A 21,839-nucleotide genomic window follows, 5' to 3' on the forward strand; every position below is an offset into this window, starting at 1 on the left:
AAAGAGAGCCGAGCGGCTCCCTTAGTATTGTGGAGATTAAAATGTTTCTCCCGAATTCCCCGCTAGATTTATTGCTCCTTAAGAAGTTGAATCAGTCCGAGGATTTTGGGATGCAATAAATTCGTGAATGATTTGACGGAAGTATTCGTGATTATCATAGCTGTTGTACATGCGGAAGGCCAAGGTTTGGGAGTTCCCGAAAAATAAGCGCTCAAACTGGGTTTGCCGACCGCCGAAGGCACCCGCTCCCAGTTCCCAAGCAAGCCGGAATAAGGCGTTTCGATACCAGGCATCCGAGACATTACCCTTCAAATACTGACTGAGGTACGAACCAACACTTGAAATGAAGTCGGATTCGGAAGGGATCATGATGAGACCGCTTGAACTGAGCTTTTGGACCATTTCAACCATCTCGGGATAAAACTCTGAAAAGTGAATGGTTGATGCCAGGAGTGGACCTTTATCTGGTATGAGATATCCAAATTTGTCTGGGGACGCCCCTATTTCAGAAGCCAGTCTTAATGCTTTGAATGTTTCTAAAAATGCTATTATTCTGGAAATCTGCTGAAAACTGTAGGGATCAAAAACAGAGTTTTGTTCTTCCGCCAATGACTCTAGTACACCCAGGAAAAATTCGGTCTTTGCAATATAACGGGTGATGATCTGGTGAGCCATGTGAGTATGAAAGTGACTCTCGTCGAACAATCGCGCACAATACACTTCATCTCCGTAATAAAATATACGATCATGAGGAACAAGCACGCGATCAAATATAACAAGCGTATCCATTTCTTCATATCTTGAACTTAACGGGTGGTCGTAGAGGGATGAAGCTGCATAGCTTTCACGACAAAAAAATGTCATTCCAGGCAGGTCATTGGGCACCGCAAAGGCAAATGCAAAGGGATTATCATCGTCAATAAAGGATGGAGAAGGGCTCGGGAATACAAGCATTTCATCGCATGTAGCACCTTGTGTTGCCATCATAAAAGCACCAGTGACAATCATCCCTTCATCATTGATCTCTACGACTTTCGCAGCGATAGAATCTTCTGTAGCATCAATCTGACCGGATATCTTGCTTGCTTGAGGCTGGATGAATGCATGGGATAAGGTGATATCATGATCCCGGCAATAGGCATAGTATTTCCTCAGGTTCTCAGCATACTTCGGATTAAGGTCTTCAAGGATATCGGCAGCTGTGAACAGAGACATGATGGCCGTGTTCATATAATCGGGGGAACGTCCTAAAAATCCATGATGCTTGCCTGACCAGAGTTCAATCATTTTTCTCCGGCGTTGTAAGTCTTCGGCATTTTTGGGAGGGAGAAAAGATAGACCGACAGGCTCTCCTGTTTCTGGTGAAGGATAGGTCATCTGTGCTAAATATTGCTCATCACATTGCATGTTGTACATCTCGGCTTGAGTTTGTATGAGACCTTGAAATGCAGGGTGCTTGGATAAAGGCCCCTCGATACGCACTCCTTTGTACCAGATATTGATTTTTTGCCGGTCGATTCGTTCGATGTATTGATCACCCGTTTTAATGGGCACACGTTTTCACCTCTTTGGAGAGCATCTTGTACTAAATAAAGCTGTGTTATTGCTTATAATGTACGTAAGCATGATCATCCTTGTACATTGTCCTTAAAAGGTGTGGGGGGAGAGGGCGCCTAAAATTAAAGTGCTATAGAAATAGGGTATCCCATTCGCCTTCAAGCGGTGGAATACCCTATGATCCAGTCTTTATACATCGAGGAATATTACATGCTGCTGAAATTTAAACGGTTACCGTCGGGATCATATGCATGAAAGCTGACCATTCCTCTGGTTGTAAATCCGCCAATATCCGAGGTTTCGATACCGCTTTCTGATAGAAACGTATGATAATTGAAAAAATCCTCACGATCAGTAACCCAGCAAATTGGCCGCACAGGTCCATCTATCTTGCCAATATAAGCATCTTCTGTTAACTGCTCTAATACCCATAAGGATTTTTGATCTCGTTGATGATTTAATTGAAGGCTCATGATGACATAACCATCTTTGCTGAAATCGCTCTCCATTTCCATCCCCAAATAGTTACGATACCACTGGATGGATTTTTCCAGGTCGCTAACACCTAATCTAATCCAGGAGGGGACGATTCCTTGTTCTTGTATTTGTTTATCTTCCTGAGCCGTAAATCGAATTCCCTCGTATGTTGCCCAGAAGTCAAAGTAAGTCGTACCGCCTGGCCCTTTATAAATATCGGTCACCCGAACCCCGTTTGATTTATAGTGACTGTGCAGTTGTTTCAGGTTTCGAGTCCTCCAGCACAACCGGATGTTGGACTCCACGGTCCCGCGTTCAGCAAAATGATGGGGCAGTCTTACAGACGATAGACTTGAGATCAGCCAAGTACCCCAATTCATTCGCGTCATTTTGCCCTCCGTACATCTTGGATCAGGCTTCCAGTTCTCCTTTTGGCCTACTTCCCACGACATGAACTTCTCAAACCAATGAATGGCCTCTTCGTGGTTGTCCCAAAGTACGTCGACAGTCGAACCATCAAAATGTAATTTCGGTACTGCAAAGGTTGTCATAAGCAATCTCCCATCTTATTATTTTTGCAAGATTTCCCTGTCCCTTATTTTAAACAAACCCATTATATACGGTTTGACGAATCTTGCTATTTTAAAAAATTGGCTATTTACCTCTGATTGGCAAGCACCACTGGCTGCGGAAATGCCGCTCAGGATCTGTGCGAACAGCATTCACTTGTCTAGTATAAATGGTCATTTCATGGATGTTCGGGGATTGCAATAGACTATCCTCCTAGCTGTATATCTGTCTGTATTTTCTTATATTCTCCCTTTGCATTATTGCCATAGGCCAGAAAACGCAGTGCATCATATTTCACTTCTATGTCATTAGTTTCGGAGATTAACTTGCTAGCGATAGCTATAGTTTCATCTGGATTCTTCGAAGAATCGTTTAATGTTGATTAGCTAGACTCCCAGAGCAGCATCGATTAATCTAGATAAATGGAAACCGGAGTTTGCTTGAATCGTGAATTTGAAACTCATGGTGTAAAGAAGAAAGGAGGCTGGCTATGACTTATTCACAGATGTGGAACAACTCAGGAAATGAAGCGGAGATTCTCTATTTGGAAGAGCAGATTAAGGAAGTCAAAAAAGAGATAAAACGAGCAGAAGCCGCAGGGCTTCAGGAAATATTGGATCAAGCGAATCGCAAGTTGGCTGAACTGGAAGCGAAGCTGGATGAGCTTGAGGAGTAGGGGCTAGCCGCCCCTTCTCCTCTATTATTCTTCACCAATGGTGATTGGATTCCTCTCATACGAAATCTAGTCACTCAGCTACCTGCAGATTTAATCAAGCTGTCTGCAGGAACAGCAGAAGTTTATTGCACGAAGAGCGGGGAAGTACATACAGACTATAGCTCATTTCCGCTATTAGGTTGCACCGGCGTTCATTTGCTGTTCAGGATTTTTTTATACACCTCAATCGCCAGCGCCCGTGACTGTTTAAGATCAACGATAGCATATGGTCTAGGCAGGTGGATAGCTTTATCGGACAAATCTGCCAGCTCCGGCAGCCAGGTGCGTATATAATCTCCGCTTGGGTCATGAGTCTGGGACTGGGTTACCGGATTCATGATCCTGAAGTAAGGGGAGGCGTCGAATCCGAGCGAGGAGCTCCACAGCCAGCCGCCACGGTTCAGCACATTATCATAATCGCTCAGCTTCAGCCGGAAGTATCGCTCCCCGTAAATAAATGGACAGCCCAGATTTTTGGTAAGAAACATTGCGGTAATCATTCGTAGCCGGTTCGGCATCCAGCCAGTTGTGTTCAGTTGGGTCATGGCAGCATCGATTACCGGAATGCCAGTTCTTCCTGAAGACCAGGCCTCAAAGTATTTCGTACCCAGACTGCTCAAATCATACACCTTCTCATAGCAGAAGAAATCAGAATCGAGCCGGGCCTGATACAGATAGAAATCCCGCCAGGCCAGCTGCCGCAGCCATTCTTCCCCACCATTTTCTTCATCCGCCAGCCGAGTATACACAGTACGTGCAGAGATGGTACCCGTATTGAGGTGTCGGCTGATCCGGCTGGTGCCCTCCTGTGCATATTTGTCACGGCTCACATGATAATCCCGTAAATGTAAGTCTATAAATTGCTCAAGCGTATCTTTTACATCTATCTTCTTTCCTGAAGGTGCTAGCTTTTCAATCTGAAGTGTAATCTCCTCAGGAATCTTGAAATCCTCAGCAATTCTCTCGTCCAGCGTGGACGTTGACAGCTCCGCTAAGGTCGAAGAATAGGGCGGACGAAACCGCTCTGCCAAGTAGCTGCGCCAGCGGCGGTAGAACGGTGTGAATACCTTGAAGGGCTCTCGTCTCCCACACCAATCCATGAAATCTTCCAGATCGCAGAGCATGCTGTCGTGATAAATTTTGAAACGGATGCCGAGTGCAGCCGATGTATTGCGCAGGCTCATGTCTCTTTGTAATGCATAAGGGGTGTAATCGGCATGAACCATCAATTCTTGAATGGGGTACGTTTCGCTTAGTCTCTTGATAATAATATCAGGCTCGCCATAAAGAATATGCAGCTGCTTGCCCTCAGCGCCGTACTCCTGCTGAAGTCTTGAAACCTGTGTCAGGAAGTTAACCCCGCTATGCTCAAGATAGCGTTGTTTGCGTAGTAGAAAAGGCTCCAGAATCAACACATGAAGGCTGCGAGATCCAGAAGAACGTATGGCCTCAAAGGCTGGAAGATCGCTAGTCCGCAGATCCTTGCGGTGAATGAAGAGAATCATTAGAAGTATTTCCTTTCTGTTATCTGAGGGAATAAAACTCCTGTCCATAATACGATAGATTTGAAGTTTTGGCGATGAGCTGTTCCAGCTGCAAGCGGAGGAGCAGTCGGCTACGTGAACACGGTTTGAAAATTTATGCTCTATCATTTGCTAGAATAATTATTAAAATCTTGTATTCACATGGAAAGAAGAAATTTCAGTCGGGAGCGTGATGAAATGCTGAGACTAAACAAGAATGCAGAAAATATATCGAACTTCAGGGTAATAGCCAATGCGATACGATCTTAATAGCGCAAGAAAGTTGGCTATTCGTGTGTGTGTTGCTTCTGGTGCAAGCAAAGCAGTAGCACTCTCTCTTGCAGAGGCAACTATCGCTGCAAAATGTTCCGGTCGTAGTTCGGTTGGATTTGCTCATCTTCCTGATTATATGGAGGGATTTTTGGATGGTCGCATTGCTAGCACAGAAGAGCCTATGGGGGATCAAATCGAACGTTTATCCTCCAAAGGCATTCACATTCCCGGGGGCAGCTTTGTTAAGGAAGAAATAGATCTTCCGTCTTCACTTGTTGCAACCCTTGAGAAGTATTATTAGAGCTAGCAATTATTTAAGTGATTATGACATGAAGCGGAAACCACCTAAGATAGCCAAGACCAAAATGAAGGTTTGGACAGATAAGTAACGCGTTACCTTTTTAGAATACGCCAAACCCTATCGTTACTACATTAATAACAAGCGGCTCTCTTTTTCCATGCAGGTAGACACTTCTAAGCTGACTTCTAGGCTTTTCAGCCGCCGTTCTCAGGGGGAATTTACGTTTGACTTCGTTACACCCCAGCATGACGCAAAAAAGTACATCGCCACATGAGTGATGTACTTTAATAAACAACTTGTATACCTGCTTAACGCTATTTTTCGTCCCCCGTCGCAATCGGATTCCCCTCATAACTAATCCAATCACTCCAGCTCCCCGCATACAACCTCACATTCTTGTACCCAGCCTTTTCAAGTGCTAGCACGTTCGGGCAGGCGGTGACACCGGAGCCACAGTAGACGATGATTTCTGCATCTTTGTCCAGCTGAGCGAAATGTTCTTGCAACTCTTCGGCGCTCTTGAGGCTGCCATCTTCATTCTGTGTTTCTTTCCAGAAGTAGTTAACGGCACCAGGAATGTGCCCGGCCTTCTTGTCCAAGGTTTCTTCAAGTCCCAGATAACGTTCCCGCGCACGGGAGTCGATAAGAACGGGAAGATCATAAGGAGCAGTGGATGCGCTATCTCTAGCTTCAGACAAAGCCTCAACCGTATTCACGGACACCTGGCGCACCTCATCGACACCCACTACCATCTGTGATTGTACGTTTGGCTCGAATGAGCTAGGTATTCTTATTGGCTGATGATCCGTAACAGGGAAGCGTTCGGCTTTCCAAGCGCTGAAGCCACCTTCGAGGATGAATACTTGCTCATGGCCCAAATAACGCAGCAGCCACCAAAGTCGGGCAGCGTTCATGCCACTCTCATCGTCATAAGCGACTACGCGCGTCGTGTTGCCGATACCAAGCTTCGCTAGACGTGCAGCTAATAGTTGTGGGTCGGGGAGAGGGTGGCGTCCACCATGCTCTGATACAGGGGCTGACAAGTCCAGCTCCAGATCGAGATAGACCGCTCCAGGAATATGCTCCTGCTCAAAACTTTCTTTGCCTGCCTGCGGTTTACCTAGCGTAAATCGGCAGTCTACAATGGTCTGCTCGGGTTCATAGAGTCGTGCCAGCAGCCAGCGTTTGGAAACGGTAGCTTCCATAAGTATCCCATCCTTTGCTTGAATCAATATAAAAATCATTATAGCAAAATATGATTGCTCGTGGAGTTGTAGTCAACGCAAAAATCCTAACCGCAGATGACAGGGGAAGTTGCCCTTGCAGTTAGGATTCTAGGATATGAACTAGAAATTATTAACCAGGATTGTGGTATGACCACGTTCAACTATGTTTGTTAATATTCGTAACAGCCCATAGAAAGAATATTTTAATGCAAGCTATCAGCTGCTACTCACAGCCCCAACCGATTACCCTTCTCCAACCGCAGAATTTGCTTTTCACCGTTATCAGCCAGTTCACGGAACTGGACGATGGTATCACGCATCTTAGGGAGAGCGTCCTGCTTGTAGGTGCTAATCGAATCCAGCGCTGAGAGGACGTCGGAGAACGCCTGCTTAAGCGTGTCGGCAGAAACGCTGGTCTCCAGCGCCTGCTTGTGAATGGCTGCACCTTGCTCTTTAAGCATTCTGGAAGTGCCACTGATCAGCGTGTCGGTGGTCTGGTTAAGCAGTTCGATTTTTTTCAGGACAATTCTTTGATTATAAAGGGCACTGGCGACCGTAACCGAGATTTTCAGCGCGGACACGGTAACGTTTCTGGCTCTGTCCACACCGCGGATTAGCTCTTTGTTATTGCGGATCACCACTTCGATGGCCATAATGCCTTGCTGGTTGACCACCAGCATTTGCTGCAGATCCATCACCCGTTGACGGAGAGGGAAGAGGACTTCTTCCGTAATGAAACGGATTTTGTCTTCGGACTCCCCACGCACCTTGGCAGCTTCGATCTGTGTTTCAATCTCCTGGTCCATTAAGATGCCGAGCTGAATTTCTTTTTGCAGCCTTTTCGTTAGCTCCCGTAAGGTCTGCTGTTCAATCTCCAGTGTTGTATTGTCGTTACGCAAAACGGTTTTGCCTTTATCCAGAGAGATAATAATATCGGATATGACGGCATCGGCCTTCTGGAATTTGGCAAAGTAAGAGCGCAGCGGATTGAACAGCTTACCTAGCAGCCCGCTTTTGGCAAAATCGACAGCGCTCGGGTCCAGATCCTTCAGCTGCAATTGCAGCTCCGTTAAGCCTTTGGCAACATCGCCGCCTTCATCGCCTGTTTTGGACAAATTGCCTACGGTTACTTGCAGCAAGGCATTCTTATCGGAAGAGGAGCGCATCGTTCCCATGCCGAAGCTGTCAATGGATTGCAGAACGGCTCTTCGCTTCTCCAATGAATCGATGTCCAGTTCCAGAATAGAAGAGACGTTGTTGATCGCGAGTTCCTTCAGCTGTGTGACCTCTTCCGGCTCCGGTTTTACCTGTTCTTCAATAACCGACTTCAATTTCTCTGCACTTGGCACTTCCATAGTGAATGACATGGCAATCCTCCTATAAGTGAATGGTTAATAACAAAATTACATTTGCACATTGAGCAGATTGCCGATTTTGTACACGACGTCATCTGTATCTGCATTGATATTGGCAGCTTCATTAATGATGGATATACTCTCCAGAGCTTTAATATTCGCATTGTAACCAATGGTATAGATCGGAATTTTATAGGTTTGAATAAGTCCTCTGATATCATCTAGTGAATGTCCCTCGTTGGTCTCCCCGTCACTTAGTACAAAGATCAGCGGCTTGATCTCCGGATTAACTTTGACTTGATCTTGAAGCATCTTCATGGCAACAACCATAGCGTCAAACGTAGCGGTACCTCCGGCAGCTTGCAGACTATTAATAGCACCTACGAACATAGATTGCTGATTGGTATCATATTTTGCAATGGGAAGATTGACCGTAACGTCACTGGAGTAAGAGACAAAGCCGATACTGTTGTCTTTTCCTAAATACTTCTGCCCCTTAAGCAATGACTCTTTCAGACGATTGAGTGGTTCGCCAGCCATGCTTCCCGATACATCGGCAACAAATACTGCTGCAATTGGTGTATTTCCGTCTTTCTTTTCCTTCCAGAGCTTCTGGGCAGATGAGAGCACACTGCCATCTACTGGGTCAAGCTCGGCAACATAATCATTCAGACCGTTAAATCCATTGTCTGCTCCAGATTTTTGGTATTTAGCCTGTTCAACAAAGGCAGCGAATTTCTTAATGATCTCCAGCTTTTCCTTAGGTAAATTACCAAGCGCGTACAGCGGGCTGTCATGTCTTACGCCGAATGGAGTAAATACATAACCGCTCTTTAAATCAGGTGTGTTGACATAAGTCTGATATTCCAGCACGAATGCGTCGAGTCTGCCAGTTTTTGCGGCTTCACGCATTTGCAGGGTGGTGGAGGCAATGAAGGGAACGTTGGCCTGGAACTTCTCGAAGCCTTGCACTGCCTTATCCCCCAGCAGATCAGAACTGTCAAAAGTGGATAGGGCCGTTACCAGAAAGTTCAATCCGGTGGAACTGGCAAAGGGATCGGTGTATCCCATCGCCAGCTCGTTGTCAGCGATAGCGTCTGTAATGGTTTTAACATTGAGCGAACCGTACTTATTCACCAGTTCATCATACTTCTTCTTGTTGGTCACAACACCGGTTACATTACCGATCAGGCGCTTGGCGACAAGTTCAGTTTGAACGCCGCTGGCTTTGACCATTTCTCCCCACAACTCATTAGAAGGGGTATAGGCGTCCGGCACATATTTACCGGATCTTATGTAGTCGGCCGCTGTACCTGAAGCGATATTGCGGATTTTGACCGAAACGGGCTTTCCGTCTACCAGTGTATTAGAATCATTGAAGTCTTTAGCCACACCATTCAACCATCCATCTTTGCCAGTTCCGGATTTCTCTATAGAAGAGAAGATTTCAACGAAGTTGTCGGTTGTAGGCTCAACAGAAATCGTGAACTTGGAGATATCAGGTAGGGAGTCGCCGACGGCTACAGGATCAAGATCGATTTGACCTTTGACCAGTGGCGCAGTGGTTACTTTAATATCTTTATAGAGTTTCTCCAGTCGTTTCGTGGCATCCTCCGCCGAAATTTCGGTCTTGGATTTACCCAAGTTAGAGGTAAGGGTGATTCCAAAGTATACAAGTGCAAAGACCGATACCGCAATAATTGCTAATACCGCAAATGTTTTTCCTTTCCTCGCCATCATCATCTTCCTTTCTATTGCTGGTAGAGTTTTGTTTGTTTGATTAAGTCATTGATTTCTCTCATGCAGGGCATTTCTTCGATCGATTTATAGTCTGTACTGTCTAACAGGGAGATTTCCAGCAACAGCTGATCAAGCTTCAGTAGAATTTCTTCGTTGGCACCTAAATACCCGGCCACATAGGCAAAGTATTCGTTGAAAAGATTCCTTTTCTGCTGTACCAGTTTATCGGAGAACTGTCCAGGGTTATGAGAATCCGTAAAAAGCGAGAATTCTTCGGCATCGAATACGCTTAACTTGTTAAGAATCCCTTTGATATTCAGATAAAAGAGTTTTTCAACGGACCCGATCACCGCAATAAATTTTTGATAACTCAGTTCTGTTTGCTCAAATCGCTGCGACAGGACATTCAGCAACGTATCCTTCTTCTTATCGATTCGCTCGAGCTGATCCAGAGCAAGGACCACATCTTTTTTTAGTACTTTAACATTACGGTATTTATGCAGCTCGGCTATATAATCCACCTGGGTCTCCAGCTTCCGGATGGATTTCGCAGGTGAAGGTTTGAATAGCAAGATATAACTTCCGTAAAGGACAACCAGCAAACTAAGGACTAACAGAGTTACGCCGGAGGCGGTCTCAAGGGCACTTCCGCTGACAATGTCCACGCCCAGCAGCCCCGGTGACAATACCGCGATGTTCAGTAACACAATGCCTGCAATTAGGCCGAGCAGTTTGAAAAGTCTTGAGCTGTTCAGGGTTTACACCTCCTCCAAGAGTATATTTTGACAAGGGTCATTCTGATTCATTTTATCAGAGAATAGCGAGATTGGCTTTCAAATCTTTCCAATAAAACAGGAACTATACGGAAAAATGTTGGCTGATTAGTGGTTATTACGTGAAATCAAGGATATTTGTTTCAAAATAAAATATAAATTGGGCTTTACACGGTTATAATGTTAGTGTACTATTCAACTATGACACCGATACAATAAAACGTTTACCATAACAATCTTTCTAAAGAGGGAGGCATATGCATGAGCCAAAGAGATGTACAGCAAGCGCAACACGAACGGGAAGACATTGTCCTGCAGATGAATGAAGTCAGCAAGGTCATTAAGGGAAAAGCTATTGTTGATAAGCTTTCTTTTCAAATTCGCAAGGGTGAGATCGTAGGGCTGCTAGGACCAAACGGTGCGGGGAAGACGACAACGATCCGCATGATGACTGGGCTGATTCGGATGAGTGAAGGAGATATTGAGGTACAGGGCCACAGCATCAAGAAGAATTTCAAATCGGCCATTGCCCACATCGGCGCCATTATTGAGAACCCGGAGTTCTATCCCTACATGACCGGACTCGATAATTTACGGCAGTATGAGCGGATGACTGACGATGTGGATGATGACCGGATTGATGAAGTGGTTCAGCTGGTGGGACTTCAGGAGGCAATGAACAAGAAAGTCAGATCTTATTCGCTGGGTATGCGCCAACGGCTGGGGATTGCCCAAGCTCTACTGCAGCGGCCTAAGCTGTTGATCCTGGATGAGCCGACCAACGGACTTGACCCGGCGGGTATTCGGGAAATGCGCGACTACATGCGAACCATTGCTGAAGTGGAAGGCATCTCCATTCTGATCTCTAGTCACATGCTGTCGGAGGTGGAGCAGATCTGCCACCGTGCGGTTGTGATTCAGAATGGAAAGCTCGTGACGGTAACAGAACTTGGAGCAGAGAACAGCGTTTCAGAAGAGGTTACGTTAACGTTCCGAGTAGATGCTATTGAACCGGCAATTGCGATAGCTCATGGAACAGAAGGTATACAGGTGGTCCGCACCGACTTTATTAGGGATCAGTTGACGGTCACGATGAACAATAAGAATGTACCAGAACTGGTAGGGGCTCTGGGTGCAGCAGGTGTGGGTCTGTACCGGATTGAAGAGAACAGGCAGAGCCTGGAAGAAGATTTCCTGAAATGGACAGGAGGGAATCGTATTGCATAACCTGAAACGGCTGGTCGTCAACGAATGGTTGAAATTGTTTAAGAAACGTTCGTTTTTTGTACCGTATGCCTTGTTAATAGGAATGTCTTTCATAGTAGGATACGTTATACATTCTTTTGCAGCAGGGATGTTTGGCTCGGTCTATGACTTTACAGTAACGATGTCCTACATCCAAGGACTGGGCCAGGTCGTAACCATTATGGCGATTATCGGTTCCTCCGGAATAGTAGCCAAGGAATACAGCCAGGGAACCATTAAATTTTTGCTGATTCGTGCCCGCAGCCGGACGTCTATACTGGCCTCCAAATATATAACAGCATTGATCTACGGCTTGTCATTGACGCTTGCAACAGCGGTTGCCCTATTCATTTCCGGGTCAATCTGGTTTGGCTTTAGCGGTGCTGAAGGAAGATGGGTCGACGTTCTTGGTTCACTTGGGTATAGCTATGTCTATACCGTGGTCTATATAACGCTTGCTTTTATGATAGGAATACTAACGACCTCGGGAGGGGCGACGATAGGGATTACGATGCTCATGCTTATGCTCGACAAGACAATTATTCAGAAGGAATTTTATAAATATATGCTGTTCCCCAACCTGGATCTGTCTGTCTATACCGATGGAGGAGCTCCGCTGCCGGGAATGACGTTATCCTTCTCGATCGTGATGCTTGCCGTGTATGTGCTTCTATTCCTCCTTGCCGGGTTTGTTGTGTTCAGACGAAGGGATGTTGCATAACTATGACGATTGAATTTGATAACAACCTGCCTATTTACATCCAGATTATGAATTATATCAAAGGTGAGATTGTGACCGGGAAGCTGAAGCCGGGCGATAAAATTCCTTCCGTACGTGAGCTGGCCAGTGATTTACAGATCAACCCGAATACGGTGCAACGGACCTTTCAGGAACTGGAGCGTGAGACAATCGTGGAGACAAGGCGCGGGATGGGACGATATGTGACAAGTGAGGAAGGTAGAATTATGACCATCAAGAAAGAAATGGCCAAGGATGTGCTGGATCGGTTTATCCGCGGGATGAGAGAGCTCGGTTTTCAAGGAGAAGATATTGTTGCTGCCGTAGCAGAGAGTGTGGGCCACGAAGATGCAGAAAAAGGGGATGTATAGTGTGGAGGATATCCTTCAGATACAGCAAGTCAGCAAGAAGTATTGGTCCAAGCAGGCTGTTCGCGATATTTCTTTTACATTGGGGCCTGGGAAAATCATCGGTCTCTTGGGCAGCAACGGCAGCGGCAAAACTACAATTATGAAAATGATCGCCGGTCTGGCCCAGCCAACCTCTGGCAAAATTGCCGTTTATGGTAATCCTGTTGGTGTTGAGACCAAATCCTTAATCTCATTTATGCCAGACCAGCCGCTAACCGAGTCGTGGATGACTGTGGGGGATGCACTGCGCTTTTACAGTGATTTCTTTGCGGATTTCGATCAAGCCAAGGCAGAGCGGATGCTGGACTTTATGAAGCTGTCGCTGGCTGACAAGGTCAGATCACTGTCCAAAGGGATGAGTGAACGTCTGCAGCTGACATTGGCATTATCACGCAAGGCCAGTCTCTATCTGCTAGACGAACCGCTGGGCGGTGTGGACCCCGTAGCAAGAACCAGAATCCTGAATGCATTGGTAGAGTTCTATGAAGAAGACAGTAGTATTCTGATTTCCACGCATCTGGTGTCTGATATTGAGCGGATCTTTGATGAGGTCATTATGGTCAAGAATGGGGAGATGGTCATGCACGGGAATGTGGAAGAGCTCCGGCTGCAGCATGGTAAAAGCATGGATGAACTGTTCAGAGAGGTGTTTGCCGAATGCTAAAGCTGATGAAATATGATTTCAGGCGTAATCGTGATCAGATTCTGGGGCTGTATGCAGTTACACTGCTGCTTGAGGCTGTGATTTGGATCTTGGCGGAGGTTTATCATTGGGAGAATCTTAGCATGCTTGTGCTTCAGGCCGTTACTTATTTCTCTGCTGCTATCTTCCTTGTAGTTCTGGCTTGCCGAACCTATAGCACCAATCTGAAGTCCTATGGCCGTAAGTTGATTCCCGTAAAAACCCTATATACCGTGCTCTCCCCGCTGCTGTTGAATCTGATTCTGTTGATAGTCTTAATTGCACTAGCAGTGCTGCATGTGGCCATCTATGGCTTTGTCTATCCGGACATTCTGCCAAAAGACTTCTGGTATATTTCGTTCATCAGTGTACTGAATTTGCTAGGTGCAGCCATGGTCTTTTTGATCGCACTGACGTTCTCTATTACGGTTTCCCATAGTCTGCCTTTTCGCAGCAAAGTCTGGATCGGCATTCTCACACTGTTTGTTCTGAATCTGATTCTGGGACTGGTCGAAGGGCAACTGTTTCCAGATTCAGGGGGCTGGATGGAACTTGCTTTCCGGTATAATTTCACTTCAGGTGAGTATTTGAACGCTAACGGAATTGAAGCAGCTGGTAAAGCGTTTGACATCGGTCCGGCACTAATTGAAACGGTATTTTGCCTGATTCTACTATATGCATCCACCTGGCTCGTTAAAAAGAAGGTAGAGATCTAATTTCTAGACTCTCTGCTATAGAGTATAATAGACAGACGCCCCTCCAAGCGGAGCGGCGTTTGTTCTATGTCTATTTACATTCCCTCCGCGCTGCGGCCATGGGTCCATGACTCCAGCTCCCGGATCAGCATGTCTTCTTCAGCTTTACTCAAATCCAGTCGAACACCATATTTGTACTGTCCGAGGCCGAACATCCAGCCCCAGCGCACACGGCCTTCAAATCTGAGCTTGTTCTCATTTAGCTGAAAATGAATAATCAGTTTCGTATCTCCAGCTGAGAAGCGAAGGTTCAGGGAAGTCCGCACTTTACATCCGGAACGGCTGAGATCGAGCATTACGCCCTCGGTTAGCTTCCCGGCACCGGGGCCGGTATTGCCGGCCGGCACTTCAAGCCAGCATTCGATCGGTTGGTTCATGACATACCGGAATGGTTCTTTTCTGCTCGAGCCGTCCATAATTTACCTCCGCTAGTTTATTTGCTATTATATCGAAATGAAGAGAGTGCGACAATCTACTAAAGTGTTATTTTTCAGATTTTGTAGTAAAAATTTACATTAATATCGAATAAGGGTGGGTCAGACATGTATCAATACGATAATGAAACTTTTCACCATCATAATTTTGACCAAAGTAATTTGCAGGATGGTGAACTGAACGGCTGTATCTTCGAACAATGCTCGTTCAAGGGTGCGTCTATGGAAGAAATGACCTCTACAGGATGTCAGTTTATTGATTGTGATTTTACGGGTGCCTATCTGAATGCATCACTGCATAGGGGTTCAGCGTTCACGAATTGTAAATTCAGCGGGACTAATCTGTTCGTCGTAAAATTTGAAGATTGCAAAATGGTCGGTTCAGATTTCTCCAACGCAGCGCTTGACGGACTGACGATCACAGGTGGTGATTGGTCATACACCAATCTGAGACACGCCAATTTGAGCAAGCAGAACCTGCGCGGGATAAGATTTTTAGAGGCGGATCTGTTTGGCTGTGATTTACAGAAAAGTGATCTCCGCGGAGCGGATTTAAGCAGGGTACAACTTGGCCAGTGCAAGCTGAAGGGGGCGGATCTCCGGGACGCGAAGCTGGAAGGTATTGATCTGAAAGGCCTCGATTGGCAAGGGGTGCGAATGGATGTAGAGCAAGCTGTACTTCTGGCACGCTCGCTTGGTGCGAAGGTAGGCTGAGCTGAGAAAACAGACTGTTGAAAACTTAAGAGGAATCCGATGATAGAATAGTAGCGTTTTCACTCAAGCAGGATCGGATAAGGAGAATGAATTGTGTCATTGAATTTGCGCACCGTATTCTCAGGCGCCTTCGCTGTTATTATTATCATGCTGACAGCACTCTTAAGCTATATAATCGGCAATGAGTCCACCAAAACCGTCGAGGTGAGTATCGGGAGCACCTTAACGGAGGTGGCTGAACAGATGTCGGAGAAGCTGGATCACTTTATGTGGTCGCGTTCCGGAGAGGTTGAAGTTCTGAGTAAGTTGAATGCTTTTCAGGAACCAGTGGATAAGACAGAGGTCAGCGTGCTGCTGAACCAGTTGAAGCAAAGCATGCCTGTGTTCACCTGGGTGGGGTATCTGGATACTCATGGGGAAGTAGTGGCTTCGACGGACAATATTCTGTTAGGACAAAATATAAGTCAGCGCCCGGTGTTTCAAGAGGGCATCAAAGATAAATTCATAGGTGACGTCCACGATGCGGTGCTGCTCGCCAAGCTGCTGCCGAACCCTAGCGGAGAACCTTTGCAGTTTGTTGATGTAAGCGTTCCTATTTATGGCAAGCAAGGACAGAAGAATGGCGTTCTGGCTGCACATTTTAGTTGGGAATGGTCACGGGAGGTAGAGCGGTCGATTCTCGCACCTTTGGAGGAACGGATGAAGGGTGTTGAGGTTTTTGTAGTCAGTAAGAAGGATGACACCACTCTGGTGGGGCCTAAGAAGATGGTAGGGCACCAAATGACCGGGGAGAGTCTTCAGCACGTCCGTAAGGGGGAGAATTCCTGGCTGGTGGAAAAGGATGCCAGTGGCTCTTCTTATCTGACAGGATATGCCTACGGTGATGGGTATATGGACTATCCCGGCTTAGGGTGGTCGGTCATTATTCGCCAGCCTGCGGATATAGCCTTTGCCTCTGTTCGTCAGCTTGAGCGGTTTATCATAATCGTTGGTATGGTGACAGCGGCTTTGTTCGGAGTGCTGGGATGGTTCGTAGCGCGGTGGATTGTACGGCCGCTGAACCACATTGCGATAACGGCCGATCGGCTGGCTGCGGGCGAGGAAGCAGAAATTCCGGAAAGCCACAGGTATAAAGAGGTTAACACCTTATCATCATCTCTAAAAAATTTGGTTAACAACCTTACACGCACAGAAACGGCGCTAGGGTTCATGTCCGATATCGCTCATCATGATGTTCTTACCGGTCTACCCAACCGAATGGCGTTGAATGACTTCCTGGTCCATGCAGTCAGCCGGGCGAAACAGAAGGGTACCACGCTGAGCTTTCTCTATCTGGATCTAGACGGATTCAAGAAAGTGAATGATACGCTAGGACATGCCGCAGGTGACAGACTTCTGCAGGAAGTAGCTTGCCGTCTTCAGGAGTGCACACGGGATAATGAGATTGTTGCCAGACTTGGCGGGGACGAATTCGTTGTAGTGCTGCACACCTCGGTAAGCAAGCCAATGCAGGAGGCGGAGGTAGTAGCCAAACGTATTATTAACACGATTAACCAGCCCTTTCATTTGGAGGAGGGAGTGAATGTCGGCTGCAGTATTGGCGCAGCTGTCTGGAGTGTAGGAAGCGGGCAGGACACACGCGAGACGATGCGCCTCGCGGATGAAGCCCTTTATATATCCAAACGTACCGGCAAAAACCGGATTACGTTCGAAGCTAATTCATAATCAAACCGAAAAGGCTGGTTGAGCACTAAGTGCACTGTATTCCTGGTAAAGGATATGGTGCCGTACTGCTTAACGCAGCCTTTTTCTCGGTTTAGCCCACCATTTGATCCAGAGATGACCCTCATCGTCCCGGAAATATTTGATCCCGATCCAACGCAGAGGCGTCCAAATTTCCTTAAAATAATATGACGGCATAGTCTTTTAGACCCCCTTAATAGTCGAATACTACTATATTTTACGCCATAACTATGAAAATCTCAACGATTACTTGCTTAAAATTTCCACAATATGAATAAAAACACCTAAAACAATCTACCAAACCTTCCTCCTGACTTCATGATTGAGCGTATAGTTCTTTAGCACCTTATTTTTATTATATTTCTTCTCAATGACGGGAAAATGACAAATTATAGATTTAGAGAATTATTGTATGATTTTCAAACGGAAATAGAGAAAAGCAGGGGATATGCACAAGCATTTTGTGCGGACTGGCATTAGATAGTAGTAGAAAGGATGTGATGATATGAAAGAGGCGGATTTCATCGCAAAAATTGCACCTTTTGCGGTGGACAGCATGCGAAGCAGTAAAGTTGCAGCTTCCTTGACGATTGCGCAGGCCGCTCTTGAATCCGGCTGGGGCAGCAGCGGACTTACGGTGAAAGCCAATAATTTATTTGGTATAAAAGGCAGCGGGCCGGCTGGAAGTATCACCATGCTGACTACGGAATATGTCAATGGAAAGCCGGTTCAGGTTCAGGCTGCCTTTCGTGCCTATAACAATTGGGGCGAATCCGTCGCTGACCATTCCAGATTACTGGTCAACGGAGTGTCCTGGAATCCTAAAATTTATAGCAAGGTTATCGGGACTACTGGCATAGCAGCAGCCCATGCCATTGCCGCTGCCGGTTATGCCACCGACCCGGGTTACGCAGCCAAACTGATTTCAATGATGGACACCTATAATCTTTACCAATTTGATGAGCAAGGAAAGGGGGACGACGAGATGTCGGCTGAAGATAAGCAGAAGCTCGCAAGCCTGGAGGAGCAGGTTAAGGCGCTTAATGGATTGATAGCCGGTCTGAATATCAGCAGGGATACGCTGAAGACGGGTGTGCAGGAGCAGGGGCAGGCGATCAAAAATGTGATTGACCGAATAGCTGCTGTTGAGAACCGGGCGGTCATGAATGTGCCAGATTGGGCCGAGCCGGCGGTTAAAGCGGCAACCGCAGCTGGACTACTGGATACACCGTCCGGGGGAAGTTATGATTTTTACCGCATTTTGACGGTATTGAATCGTGCTGGTCTTTTAATAACTAAGAAAGGATGATCTGAGATGAATGCTGAGCTCAACACTGTATTGGCTTTTGCTTCGATGCTCGCAGTATTTGTAATGGCTCTCGTGCAACTGGTGAAGAACAGCTTCAACCTGCCACGCAATCTGGTGCCTGTTGTGGGTCTGGCGCTTGGCCTGGTGGTGGGAGTTGTTTCCTACCCATTTACCAATATGGATTTGATAATGCGTCTTTGGGCAGGCGGACTGGCAGGGTTATCTGCTACAGGGCTGTTTGAATTGGCTTTTAACAAACGGGAGGGTACAACTAAAGAGTGATAGAAGTAGGGGGTTATAGGTTAAGCTCGCAGATAAGGGTTGTTTTTCTAGTGAAACAAGCTTTTGATAGAGGAGATTTAACCAAGCCAACGGGTAGTAAGGTTAATACAATAGAGTATGTTAAAAAGAAAGGAGGTGCATTCTTATGGGAACTTATGTTGATGGCAGAACATCACAGAATGCCAGCTACGCCAACTCCATTGCAATTCCGATCACGTTCATTAACACTCCACAGCTTTTTGGACAAATCGGCTTGGTGACAGCTGGCGTTGGTGCTAACCCTCGCGTAATCTTGACGGGAACGATTTCTGTGCAAGTTCCTCTGGATTTGGTAGGAATTAAAGTTACTATTGTTAGAGGAACCCTCCCAACCGACCCAGTTGTATATTCTGCGACTTCTACCTTTGATCTCAGTGTGTTGGCTCCGCAGCTTATCACTTTCTCAGCTACGGATTTTCAACCGCCAGTCACACCACAGATCACGTATACAGCCTTCGTCTCCTCTTCATTGCTGGGAACAGTTCGTGTCGGTCCTGAAAGCTTTGACGGTATTCTCGTTTCGGATTAATGCTCTCCTCGCACAATTAATCAAATCTTTATATTCTTTTCAGGTAGATTTAAGCTGGAGTGAGTATAGTAATGGCATGACCCCCTTATAATATAGACTTTGACCCTGCCGGATCGCGGCAGGGTCACTTTTTTTATATGGAATGGAAAAAATCTATTTTTCTAAAAAAAGACCTACTCTTCATTATTAACAACCGATACAATAAAATCATCATAATTACATACGAAGAGTCAGGTGGTGTCATGGTTGTGAATATTAGAAAGATAGGACCGCATGAAGCTCCTCCGATGGAGCTACTGCTGTTGGCCGATCCCTCGGTGTCAGTTGTTGAAGGGTACATAGAAAGAGGAGAGTGTTACATCGCGTTAGTCGAGCGGGAAATCGTTGGCGTGTATGTACTGCTTCCAACCCGGCCGGGGACGGTAGAATTGGTCAATATTGCGGTGGTGGAACATCTTCATGGCCAGGGCGTAGGGAAGCGGCTGGTACAGCATGCCATAGCGACAGCCAAGTCGCAGGGCTACAAAACTATAGAAATCGGCACGGGAAATTCCAGCTTGCATCAGCTCGGTCTTTATCAAAAATGCGGTTTCAGAATCATTGGGGTGGATCGTGATTATTTTATCAGACATTATCCTGAAGAGATCTTCGAGAATGATCTGCAGTGTATCGACATGATCCGGCTGGAGCAAGATCTCACAACAGATTCAGTATTCCTCCCAGTAATAGAAATGAACCAAGAATGACGGTTACTAGACCTCCGAATTTGGCCATGTCTATATAGGCATCGCTGGGTTCGGAGTCATTTTTAACTTTCCAAGCTTCGTTCATCTTCCACCCAAAGGTGGGCTTGCGAATCGTAAAGATGCCCAGTGCAATAATCAGACCGCCTAGAATAATGAGAAAATATCCATTCAATTTAGGAGTCTCTCCTTTCGTTATGAATTACCTAAACTATATTCTATTTTTGCCGGGATTTCCAAATACGGATGCCGACAGTAAGCAGAACAAAAATAATGATAAAAATTACTAATTGAGACATATGTATTCACCTCCACCAATGCAATTGTAAACGATTGGCAGGTGAACATCTGTGAAAAAAAATCTAAGGGGTTGATAAAGTGTCAGATACTTCTGAACAATATTATATGAACATACATGGCGTAAAAGTATGCGGGGTCCAAATAGATTCCCAAACCCGCTGCAGGCATTACCATTCACCAATAGATATTATCGCGATTCGTTTTGCATGCTGCGATATTTATTATCCTTGTTACAAGTGTCACGAAGAAGTTGGAGGTCATTCTGCAGTGAGGTGGGGAAAGCATCAGAGGGATGAACAAGCAATTCTGTGCGGGGCGTGTGGTCACCAGTTAACCATTCATGAATACATGACGTGCGGCTCATCGTGCCCTGGCTGTAAGGCTGCTTTCAATCCAGGGTGTCAAAATCATTATCATTTATATTTTGAAATGTGAATTTGATGCTTGTTGGGCTGTGGCAGAAATTGAAGGCGGCATCGTCCGGGTAGGTTACACATGGAGGGATTTTTTTATTAAACGGAATAGTACGAGCAGGAAAATGGTTCCATCTAGATGAATATAATGTATTGTATGAAAAAATGTAGAGGATTGATGGGCATGAGTACTGTGGTAAACGTTAATGTGGCAGGAGTAGAGCAAAATGGACAGGGTCAGTCCTATTTTGACGGTGGTCTTGTGCAGTACATTGGATGGAGCATTATAGGAGCGTTAGTAACGGTACTGACGTTGGGAATTTGCTATCCATGGGCCCTCGTTATGATTTACCGTTGGAAAGTCGAACATACCGTCATTGATGGTCGCCGTCAAAAGTTTGACGGTACAGCAATACAGCTTTTCGGAAACTGGATTAAGTGGTGGGTTCTGTGCTTTATTACTGTAGGTATTTATTCTTTTTGGTTGTTCATAAAACTGGAACAGTGGAAGGTAAAGCATACTCATTTCTAATACATATGCCTAAATGAACATAAGCATCGAAGTAAGCTAACTGGCTACATGGACAAATACCCGTCAACCTTAAGTGGTGGCGGGTATTTGTTTTAAATAGCAGCATTAGAAGCCTGTTGATAGCGTAACTGTTCAAGTGAAGAGCCCTGCATGAGCTACTTGTTTCACTTGAGAAGAAATCGAATTATCAACATATTTCTCAGCAAGCGTTGAAGTTTTCTCAACACGATCTCAATGGACCTGCACTCATCTCAACACTTTATCATATGCTGATTTCAAAATAGGTTAGGGTGGTGAAAATCAAAAATGATGTCATACAATTCATCTGTTCTTATTAGTGGTATTGCAGCATTTTCCGATGGGGTAAAAGCAACGTAATCAGTTAACGTTCAAATGCCCATCTGACGGTCAGAACCAAACCACATGAGCTAACCAAGCTAATTAGAAGAAAGCACCCATG

The 21,839-nt window shown here is 45.8% G+C and carries 25 protein-coding genes; 15 read left to right on the forward strand and 10 right to left on the reverse strand.

All coding sequences use genetic code 11. The annotated features are described in order from the left end of the window. Window positions 1–78: 78 nt before the first annotated feature. Both HPT30_RS29240 and HPT30_RS29245 read right to left on the reverse strand, forming a co-directional pair. Window positions 79–1,554, reverse strand: a complete 1,476-nt coding sequence (locus tag HPT30_RS29240) for a 4-hydroxyphenylacetate 3-hydroxylase family protein (protein WP_175374755.1) — start codon at window positions 1,552–1,554, stop codon at window positions 79–81. Window positions 1,555–1,763: 209 nt separating this feature from the next. Next, the gene (locus tag HPT30_RS29245) at window positions 1,764–2,585 is read right to left on the reverse strand and encodes a VOC family protein (RefSeq protein ID WP_175374756.1); all 822 of its coding nucleotides are present in this window, start codon (window positions 2,583–2,585) and stop codon (window positions 1,764–1,766) included. A gap of 509 nt (window positions 2,586–3,094) precedes the next feature. Between HPT30_RS29245 and HPT30_RS29250 the strand changes: the two genes are divergently transcribed. Next, on the forward strand, window positions 3,095–3,280 hold the full coding sequence (locus HPT30_RS29250; protein WP_175374757.1) for a hypothetical protein: 186 nt from the start codon (window positions 3,095–3,097) through the stop codon (window positions 3,278–3,280). Window positions 3,281–3,471: 191 nt separating this feature from the next. Here HPT30_RS29250 and HPT30_RS29255 read toward each other — a convergent pair whose 3' ends face one another. Continuing rightward, a complete protein-coding gene (locus HPT30_RS29255) occupies window positions 3,472–4,824 on the reverse strand; it encodes a cryptochrome/photolyase family protein (RefSeq protein WP_175374758.1) in 1,353 nt (450 codons plus the stop codon). Window positions 4,825–5,095: 271 nt separating this feature from the next. On the opposite strand from HPT30_RS29255, the gene HPT30_RS29260 reads away from it, so the two are divergent. Next, window positions 5,096–5,416, forward strand: coding sequence for a hypothetical protein (locus HPT30_RS29260; RefSeq protein ID WP_175374759.1), 321 nt, complete (start codon window positions 5,096–5,098; stop codon window positions 5,414–5,416). A gap of 314 nt (window positions 5,417–5,730) precedes the next feature. Here HPT30_RS29260 and HPT30_RS29265 read toward each other — a convergent pair whose 3' ends face one another. The 4 genes from HPT30_RS29265 to HPT30_RS29280 form a co-directional block, all read right to left on the reverse strand. Then, entirely contained in the window at window positions 5,731–6,621 is an 891-nt protein-coding gene (locus HPT30_RS29265) for a sulfurtransferase (RefSeq protein ID WP_175374760.1), read from the reverse strand. A gap of 248 nt (window positions 6,622–6,869) precedes the next feature. Then, window positions 6,870–8,009: a toxic anion resistance protein gene (locus HPT30_RS29270; RefSeq protein ID WP_175374761.1), complete on the reverse strand. Its 1,140-nt coding sequence runs from the start codon at window positions 8,007–8,009 to the stop codon at window positions 6,870–6,872. Window positions 8,010–8,045: 36 nt separating this feature from the next. Continuing rightward, window positions 8,046–9,734: a vWA domain-containing protein gene (locus tag HPT30_RS29275; RefSeq protein WP_175374845.1), complete on the reverse strand. Its 1,689-nt coding sequence runs from the start codon at window positions 9,732–9,734 to the stop codon at window positions 8,046–8,048. Between the two features lie 14 nt (window positions 9,735–9,748). Next, complete coding sequence (locus HPT30_RS29280; protein WP_312876390.1) at window positions 9,749–10,444, reverse strand: hypothetical protein; 696 nt, start codon at window positions 10,442–10,444, stop codon at window positions 9,749–9,751. A 327-nt stretch (window positions 10,445–10,771) separates the two neighbouring features. Between HPT30_RS29280 and HPT30_RS29285 the strand changes: the two genes are divergently transcribed. The 5 genes from HPT30_RS29285 to HPT30_RS29305 are packed head-to-tail and all read left to right on the forward strand — an operon-like array spanning window position 10,772 to window position 14,302. Next, window positions 10,772–11,737, forward strand: a complete 966-nt coding sequence (locus HPT30_RS29285; protein WP_175374762.1) for an ABC transporter ATP-binding protein — start codon at window positions 10,772–10,774, stop codon at window positions 11,735–11,737. Next, window positions 11,730–12,476 carry an ABC transporter permease gene (locus HPT30_RS29290; protein WP_175374763.1) on the forward strand — a complete coding sequence of 249 codons (747 nt, stop codon included), beginning with the start codon at window positions 11,730–11,732 and terminating at the stop codon, window positions 12,474–12,476. The genes HPT30_RS29285 and HPT30_RS29290 overlap by 8 nt, the downstream gene beginning before the upstream one ends. Before the next feature lie 2 nt (window positions 12,477–12,478). Then, window positions 12,479–12,865, forward strand: coding sequence for a GntR family transcriptional regulator (locus HPT30_RS29295; protein WP_175374764.1), 387 nt, complete (start codon window positions 12,479–12,481; stop codon window positions 12,863–12,865). 1 nt (window position 12,866) lies between these two features. Further along, window positions 12,867–13,568 (forward strand): ABC transporter ATP-binding protein, encoded by a 702-nt coding sequence (locus HPT30_RS29300; protein WP_175374765.1) that lies wholly within the window; start codon window positions 12,867–12,869, stop codon window positions 13,566–13,568. Further along, window positions 13,562–14,302, forward strand: a complete 741-nt coding sequence (locus HPT30_RS29305) for a hypothetical protein (protein WP_175374766.1) — start codon at window positions 13,562–13,564, stop codon at window positions 14,300–14,302. The genes HPT30_RS29300 and HPT30_RS29305 overlap by 7 nt, the downstream gene beginning before the upstream one ends. Window positions 14,303–14,376: 74 nt before the next feature. Here HPT30_RS29305 and HPT30_RS29310 read toward each other — a convergent pair whose 3' ends face one another. Continuing rightward, window positions 14,377–14,757 (reverse strand): PilZ domain-containing protein, encoded by a 381-nt coding sequence (locus HPT30_RS29310; protein WP_175374767.1) that lies wholly within the window; start codon window positions 14,755–14,757, stop codon window positions 14,377–14,379. Window positions 14,758–14,883: 126 nt separating this feature from the next. Between HPT30_RS29310 and HPT30_RS29315 the strand changes: the two genes are divergently transcribed. Together HPT30_RS29315 and HPT30_RS29320 are read left to right on the forward strand one after the other, a co-directional pair. Continuing rightward, window positions 14,884–15,489 carry a pentapeptide repeat-containing protein gene (locus HPT30_RS29315; protein ID WP_175374768.1) on the forward strand — a complete coding sequence of 202 codons (606 nt, stop codon included), beginning with the start codon at window positions 14,884–14,886 and terminating at the stop codon, window positions 15,487–15,489. Between the two features lie 93 nt (window positions 15,490–15,582). Further along, entirely contained in the window at window positions 15,583–17,214 is a 1,632-nt protein-coding gene (locus HPT30_RS29320; protein ID WP_175374769.1) for a diguanylate cyclase domain-containing protein, read from the forward strand. A gap of 69 nt (window positions 17,215–17,283) precedes the next feature. Here the strand turns inward: HPT30_RS29320 and HPT30_RS30540 are convergent, their stop codons facing one another. Then, on the reverse strand, window positions 17,284–17,409 hold the full coding sequence (locus HPT30_RS30540; RefSeq protein ID WP_281364551.1) for a hypothetical protein: 126 nt from the start codon (window positions 17,407–17,409) through the stop codon (window positions 17,284–17,286). Window positions 17,410–17,737: 328 nt separating this feature from the next. Between HPT30_RS30540 and HPT30_RS29325 the strand changes: the two genes are divergently transcribed. The 4 genes from HPT30_RS29325 (at window position 17,738) to HPT30_RS29340 (ending at window position 20,137) form a co-directional block, all read left to right on the forward strand. Next, on the forward strand, window positions 17,738–18,541 hold the full coding sequence (locus tag HPT30_RS29325; protein ID WP_175374770.1) for a glycoside hydrolase family 73 protein: 804 nt from the start codon (window positions 17,738–17,740) through the stop codon (window positions 18,539–18,541). Between the two features lie 6 nt (window positions 18,542–18,547). Then, window positions 18,548–18,823: a holin gene (locus HPT30_RS29330; RefSeq protein WP_175374771.1), complete on the forward strand. Its 276-nt coding sequence runs from the start codon at window positions 18,548–18,550 to the stop codon at window positions 18,821–18,823. 145 nt (window positions 18,824–18,968) lie between these two features. Next, the gene (locus tag HPT30_RS29335; RefSeq protein ID WP_175374772.1) at window positions 18,969–19,391 is read left to right on the forward strand and encodes a hypothetical protein; all 423 of its coding nucleotides are present in this window, start codon (window positions 18,969–18,971) and stop codon (window positions 19,389–19,391) included. Between the two features lie 248 nt (window positions 19,392–19,639). Further along, window positions 19,640–20,137 carry a GNAT family N-acetyltransferase gene (locus HPT30_RS29340; protein ID WP_175374773.1) on the forward strand — a complete coding sequence of 166 codons (498 nt, stop codon included), beginning with the start codon at window positions 19,640–19,642 and terminating at the stop codon, window positions 20,135–20,137. Here HPT30_RS29340 and HPT30_RS29345 read toward each other — a convergent pair. After that, window positions 20,088–20,309, reverse strand: a complete 222-nt coding sequence (locus tag HPT30_RS29345; RefSeq protein WP_175374774.1) for a DUF6199 family natural product biosynthesis protein — start codon at window positions 20,307–20,309, stop codon at window positions 20,088–20,090. The two genes, HPT30_RS29340 and HPT30_RS29345, sit on opposite strands and share 50 nt — an antisense overlap. Before the next feature lie 230 nt (window positions 20,310–20,539). Between HPT30_RS29345 and HPT30_RS29350 the strand changes: the two genes are divergently transcribed. Further along, window positions 20,540–20,869 (forward strand): CHY zinc finger protein, encoded by a 330-nt coding sequence (locus HPT30_RS29350; protein WP_175374847.1) that lies wholly within the window; start codon window positions 20,540–20,542, stop codon window positions 20,867–20,869. 162 nt (window positions 20,870–21,031) lie between these two features. Continuing rightward, on the forward strand, window positions 21,032–21,379 hold the full coding sequence (locus HPT30_RS29355) for a DUF898 family protein (protein WP_175374775.1): 348 nt from the start codon (window positions 21,032–21,034) through the stop codon (window positions 21,377–21,379). The last annotated feature ends 460 nt before the right edge of the window (window positions 21,380–21,839 follow it).

The organism is Paenibacillus agri, assembly GCF_013359945.1.
Taxonomy (GTDB): domain Bacteria; phylum Bacillota; class Bacilli; order Paenibacillales; family Paenibacillaceae; genus Paenibacillus_AQ; species Paenibacillus_AQ agri.

Coding starts and splice junctions, on each gene's coding strand:
- HPT30_RS29285 (WP_175374762.1), top strand. CDS start 10,772: ATGAGCCAAAGAGATGTACAGCAAGCGCAACACGAACGGGAAGACATT.
- HPT30_RS29270 (WP_175374761.1), bottom strand. CDS start 8,009: ATGTCATTCACTATGGAAGTGCCAAGTGCAGAGAAATTGAAGTCGGTT.
- HPT30_RS29350 (WP_175374847.1), top strand. CDS start 20,540: ATGAACATACATGGCGTAAAAGTATGCGGGGTCCAAATAGATTCCCAA.
- HPT30_RS29245 (WP_175374756.1), bottom strand. CDS start 2,585: ATGACAACCTTTGCAGTACCGAAATTACATTTTGATGGTTCGACTGTC.
- HPT30_RS29275 (WP_175374845.1), bottom strand. CDS start 9,734: ATGGCGAGGAAAGGAAAAACATTTGCGGTATTAGCAATTATTGCGGTA.
- HPT30_RS29315 (WP_175374768.1), top strand. CDS start 14,884: ATGTATCAATACGATAATGAAACTTTTCACCATCATAATTTTGACCAA.
- HPT30_RS29295 (WP_175374764.1), top strand. CDS start 12,479: ATGACGATTGAATTTGATAACAACCTGCCTATTTACATCCAGATTATG.
- HPT30_RS29335 (WP_175374772.1), top strand. CDS start 18,969: ATGGGAACTTATGTTGATGGCAGAACATCACAGAATGCCAGCTACGCC.
- HPT30_RS29305 (WP_175374766.1), top strand. CDS start 13,562: ATGCTAAAGCTGATGAAATATGATTTCAGGCGTAATCGTGATCAGATT.
- HPT30_RS29255 (WP_175374758.1), bottom strand. CDS start 4,824: ATGATTCTCTTCATTCACCGCAAGGATCTGCGGACTAGCGATCTTCCA.
- HPT30_RS29330 (WP_175374771.1), top strand. CDS start 18,548: ATGAATGCTGAGCTCAACACTGTATTGGCTTTTGCTTCGATGCTCGCA.
- HPT30_RS29260 (WP_175374759.1), top strand. CDS start 5,096: ATGCGATACGATCTTAATAGCGCAAGAAAGTTGGCTATTCGTGTGTGT.
- HPT30_RS29355 (WP_175374775.1), top strand. CDS start 21,032: ATGAGTACTGTGGTAAACGTTAATGTGGCAGGAGTAGAGCAAAATGGA.
- HPT30_RS29265 (WP_175374760.1), bottom strand. CDS start 6,621: ATGGAAGCTACCGTTTCCAAACGCTGGCTGCTGGCACGACTCTATGAA.
- HPT30_RS29310 (WP_175374767.1), bottom strand. CDS start 14,757: ATGGACGGCTCGAGCAGAAAAGAACCATTCCGGTATGTCATGAACCAA.
- HPT30_RS29250 (WP_175374757.1), top strand. CDS start 3,095: ATGACTTATTCACAGATGTGGAACAACTCAGGAAATGAAGCGGAGATT.
- HPT30_RS29325 (WP_175374770.1), top strand. CDS start 17,738: ATGAAAGAGGCGGATTTCATCGCAAAAATTGCACCTTTTGCGGTGGAC.
- HPT30_RS30540 (WP_281364551.1), bottom strand. CDS start 17,409: ATGCCGTCATATTATTTTAAGGAAATTTGGACGCCTCTGCGTTGGATC.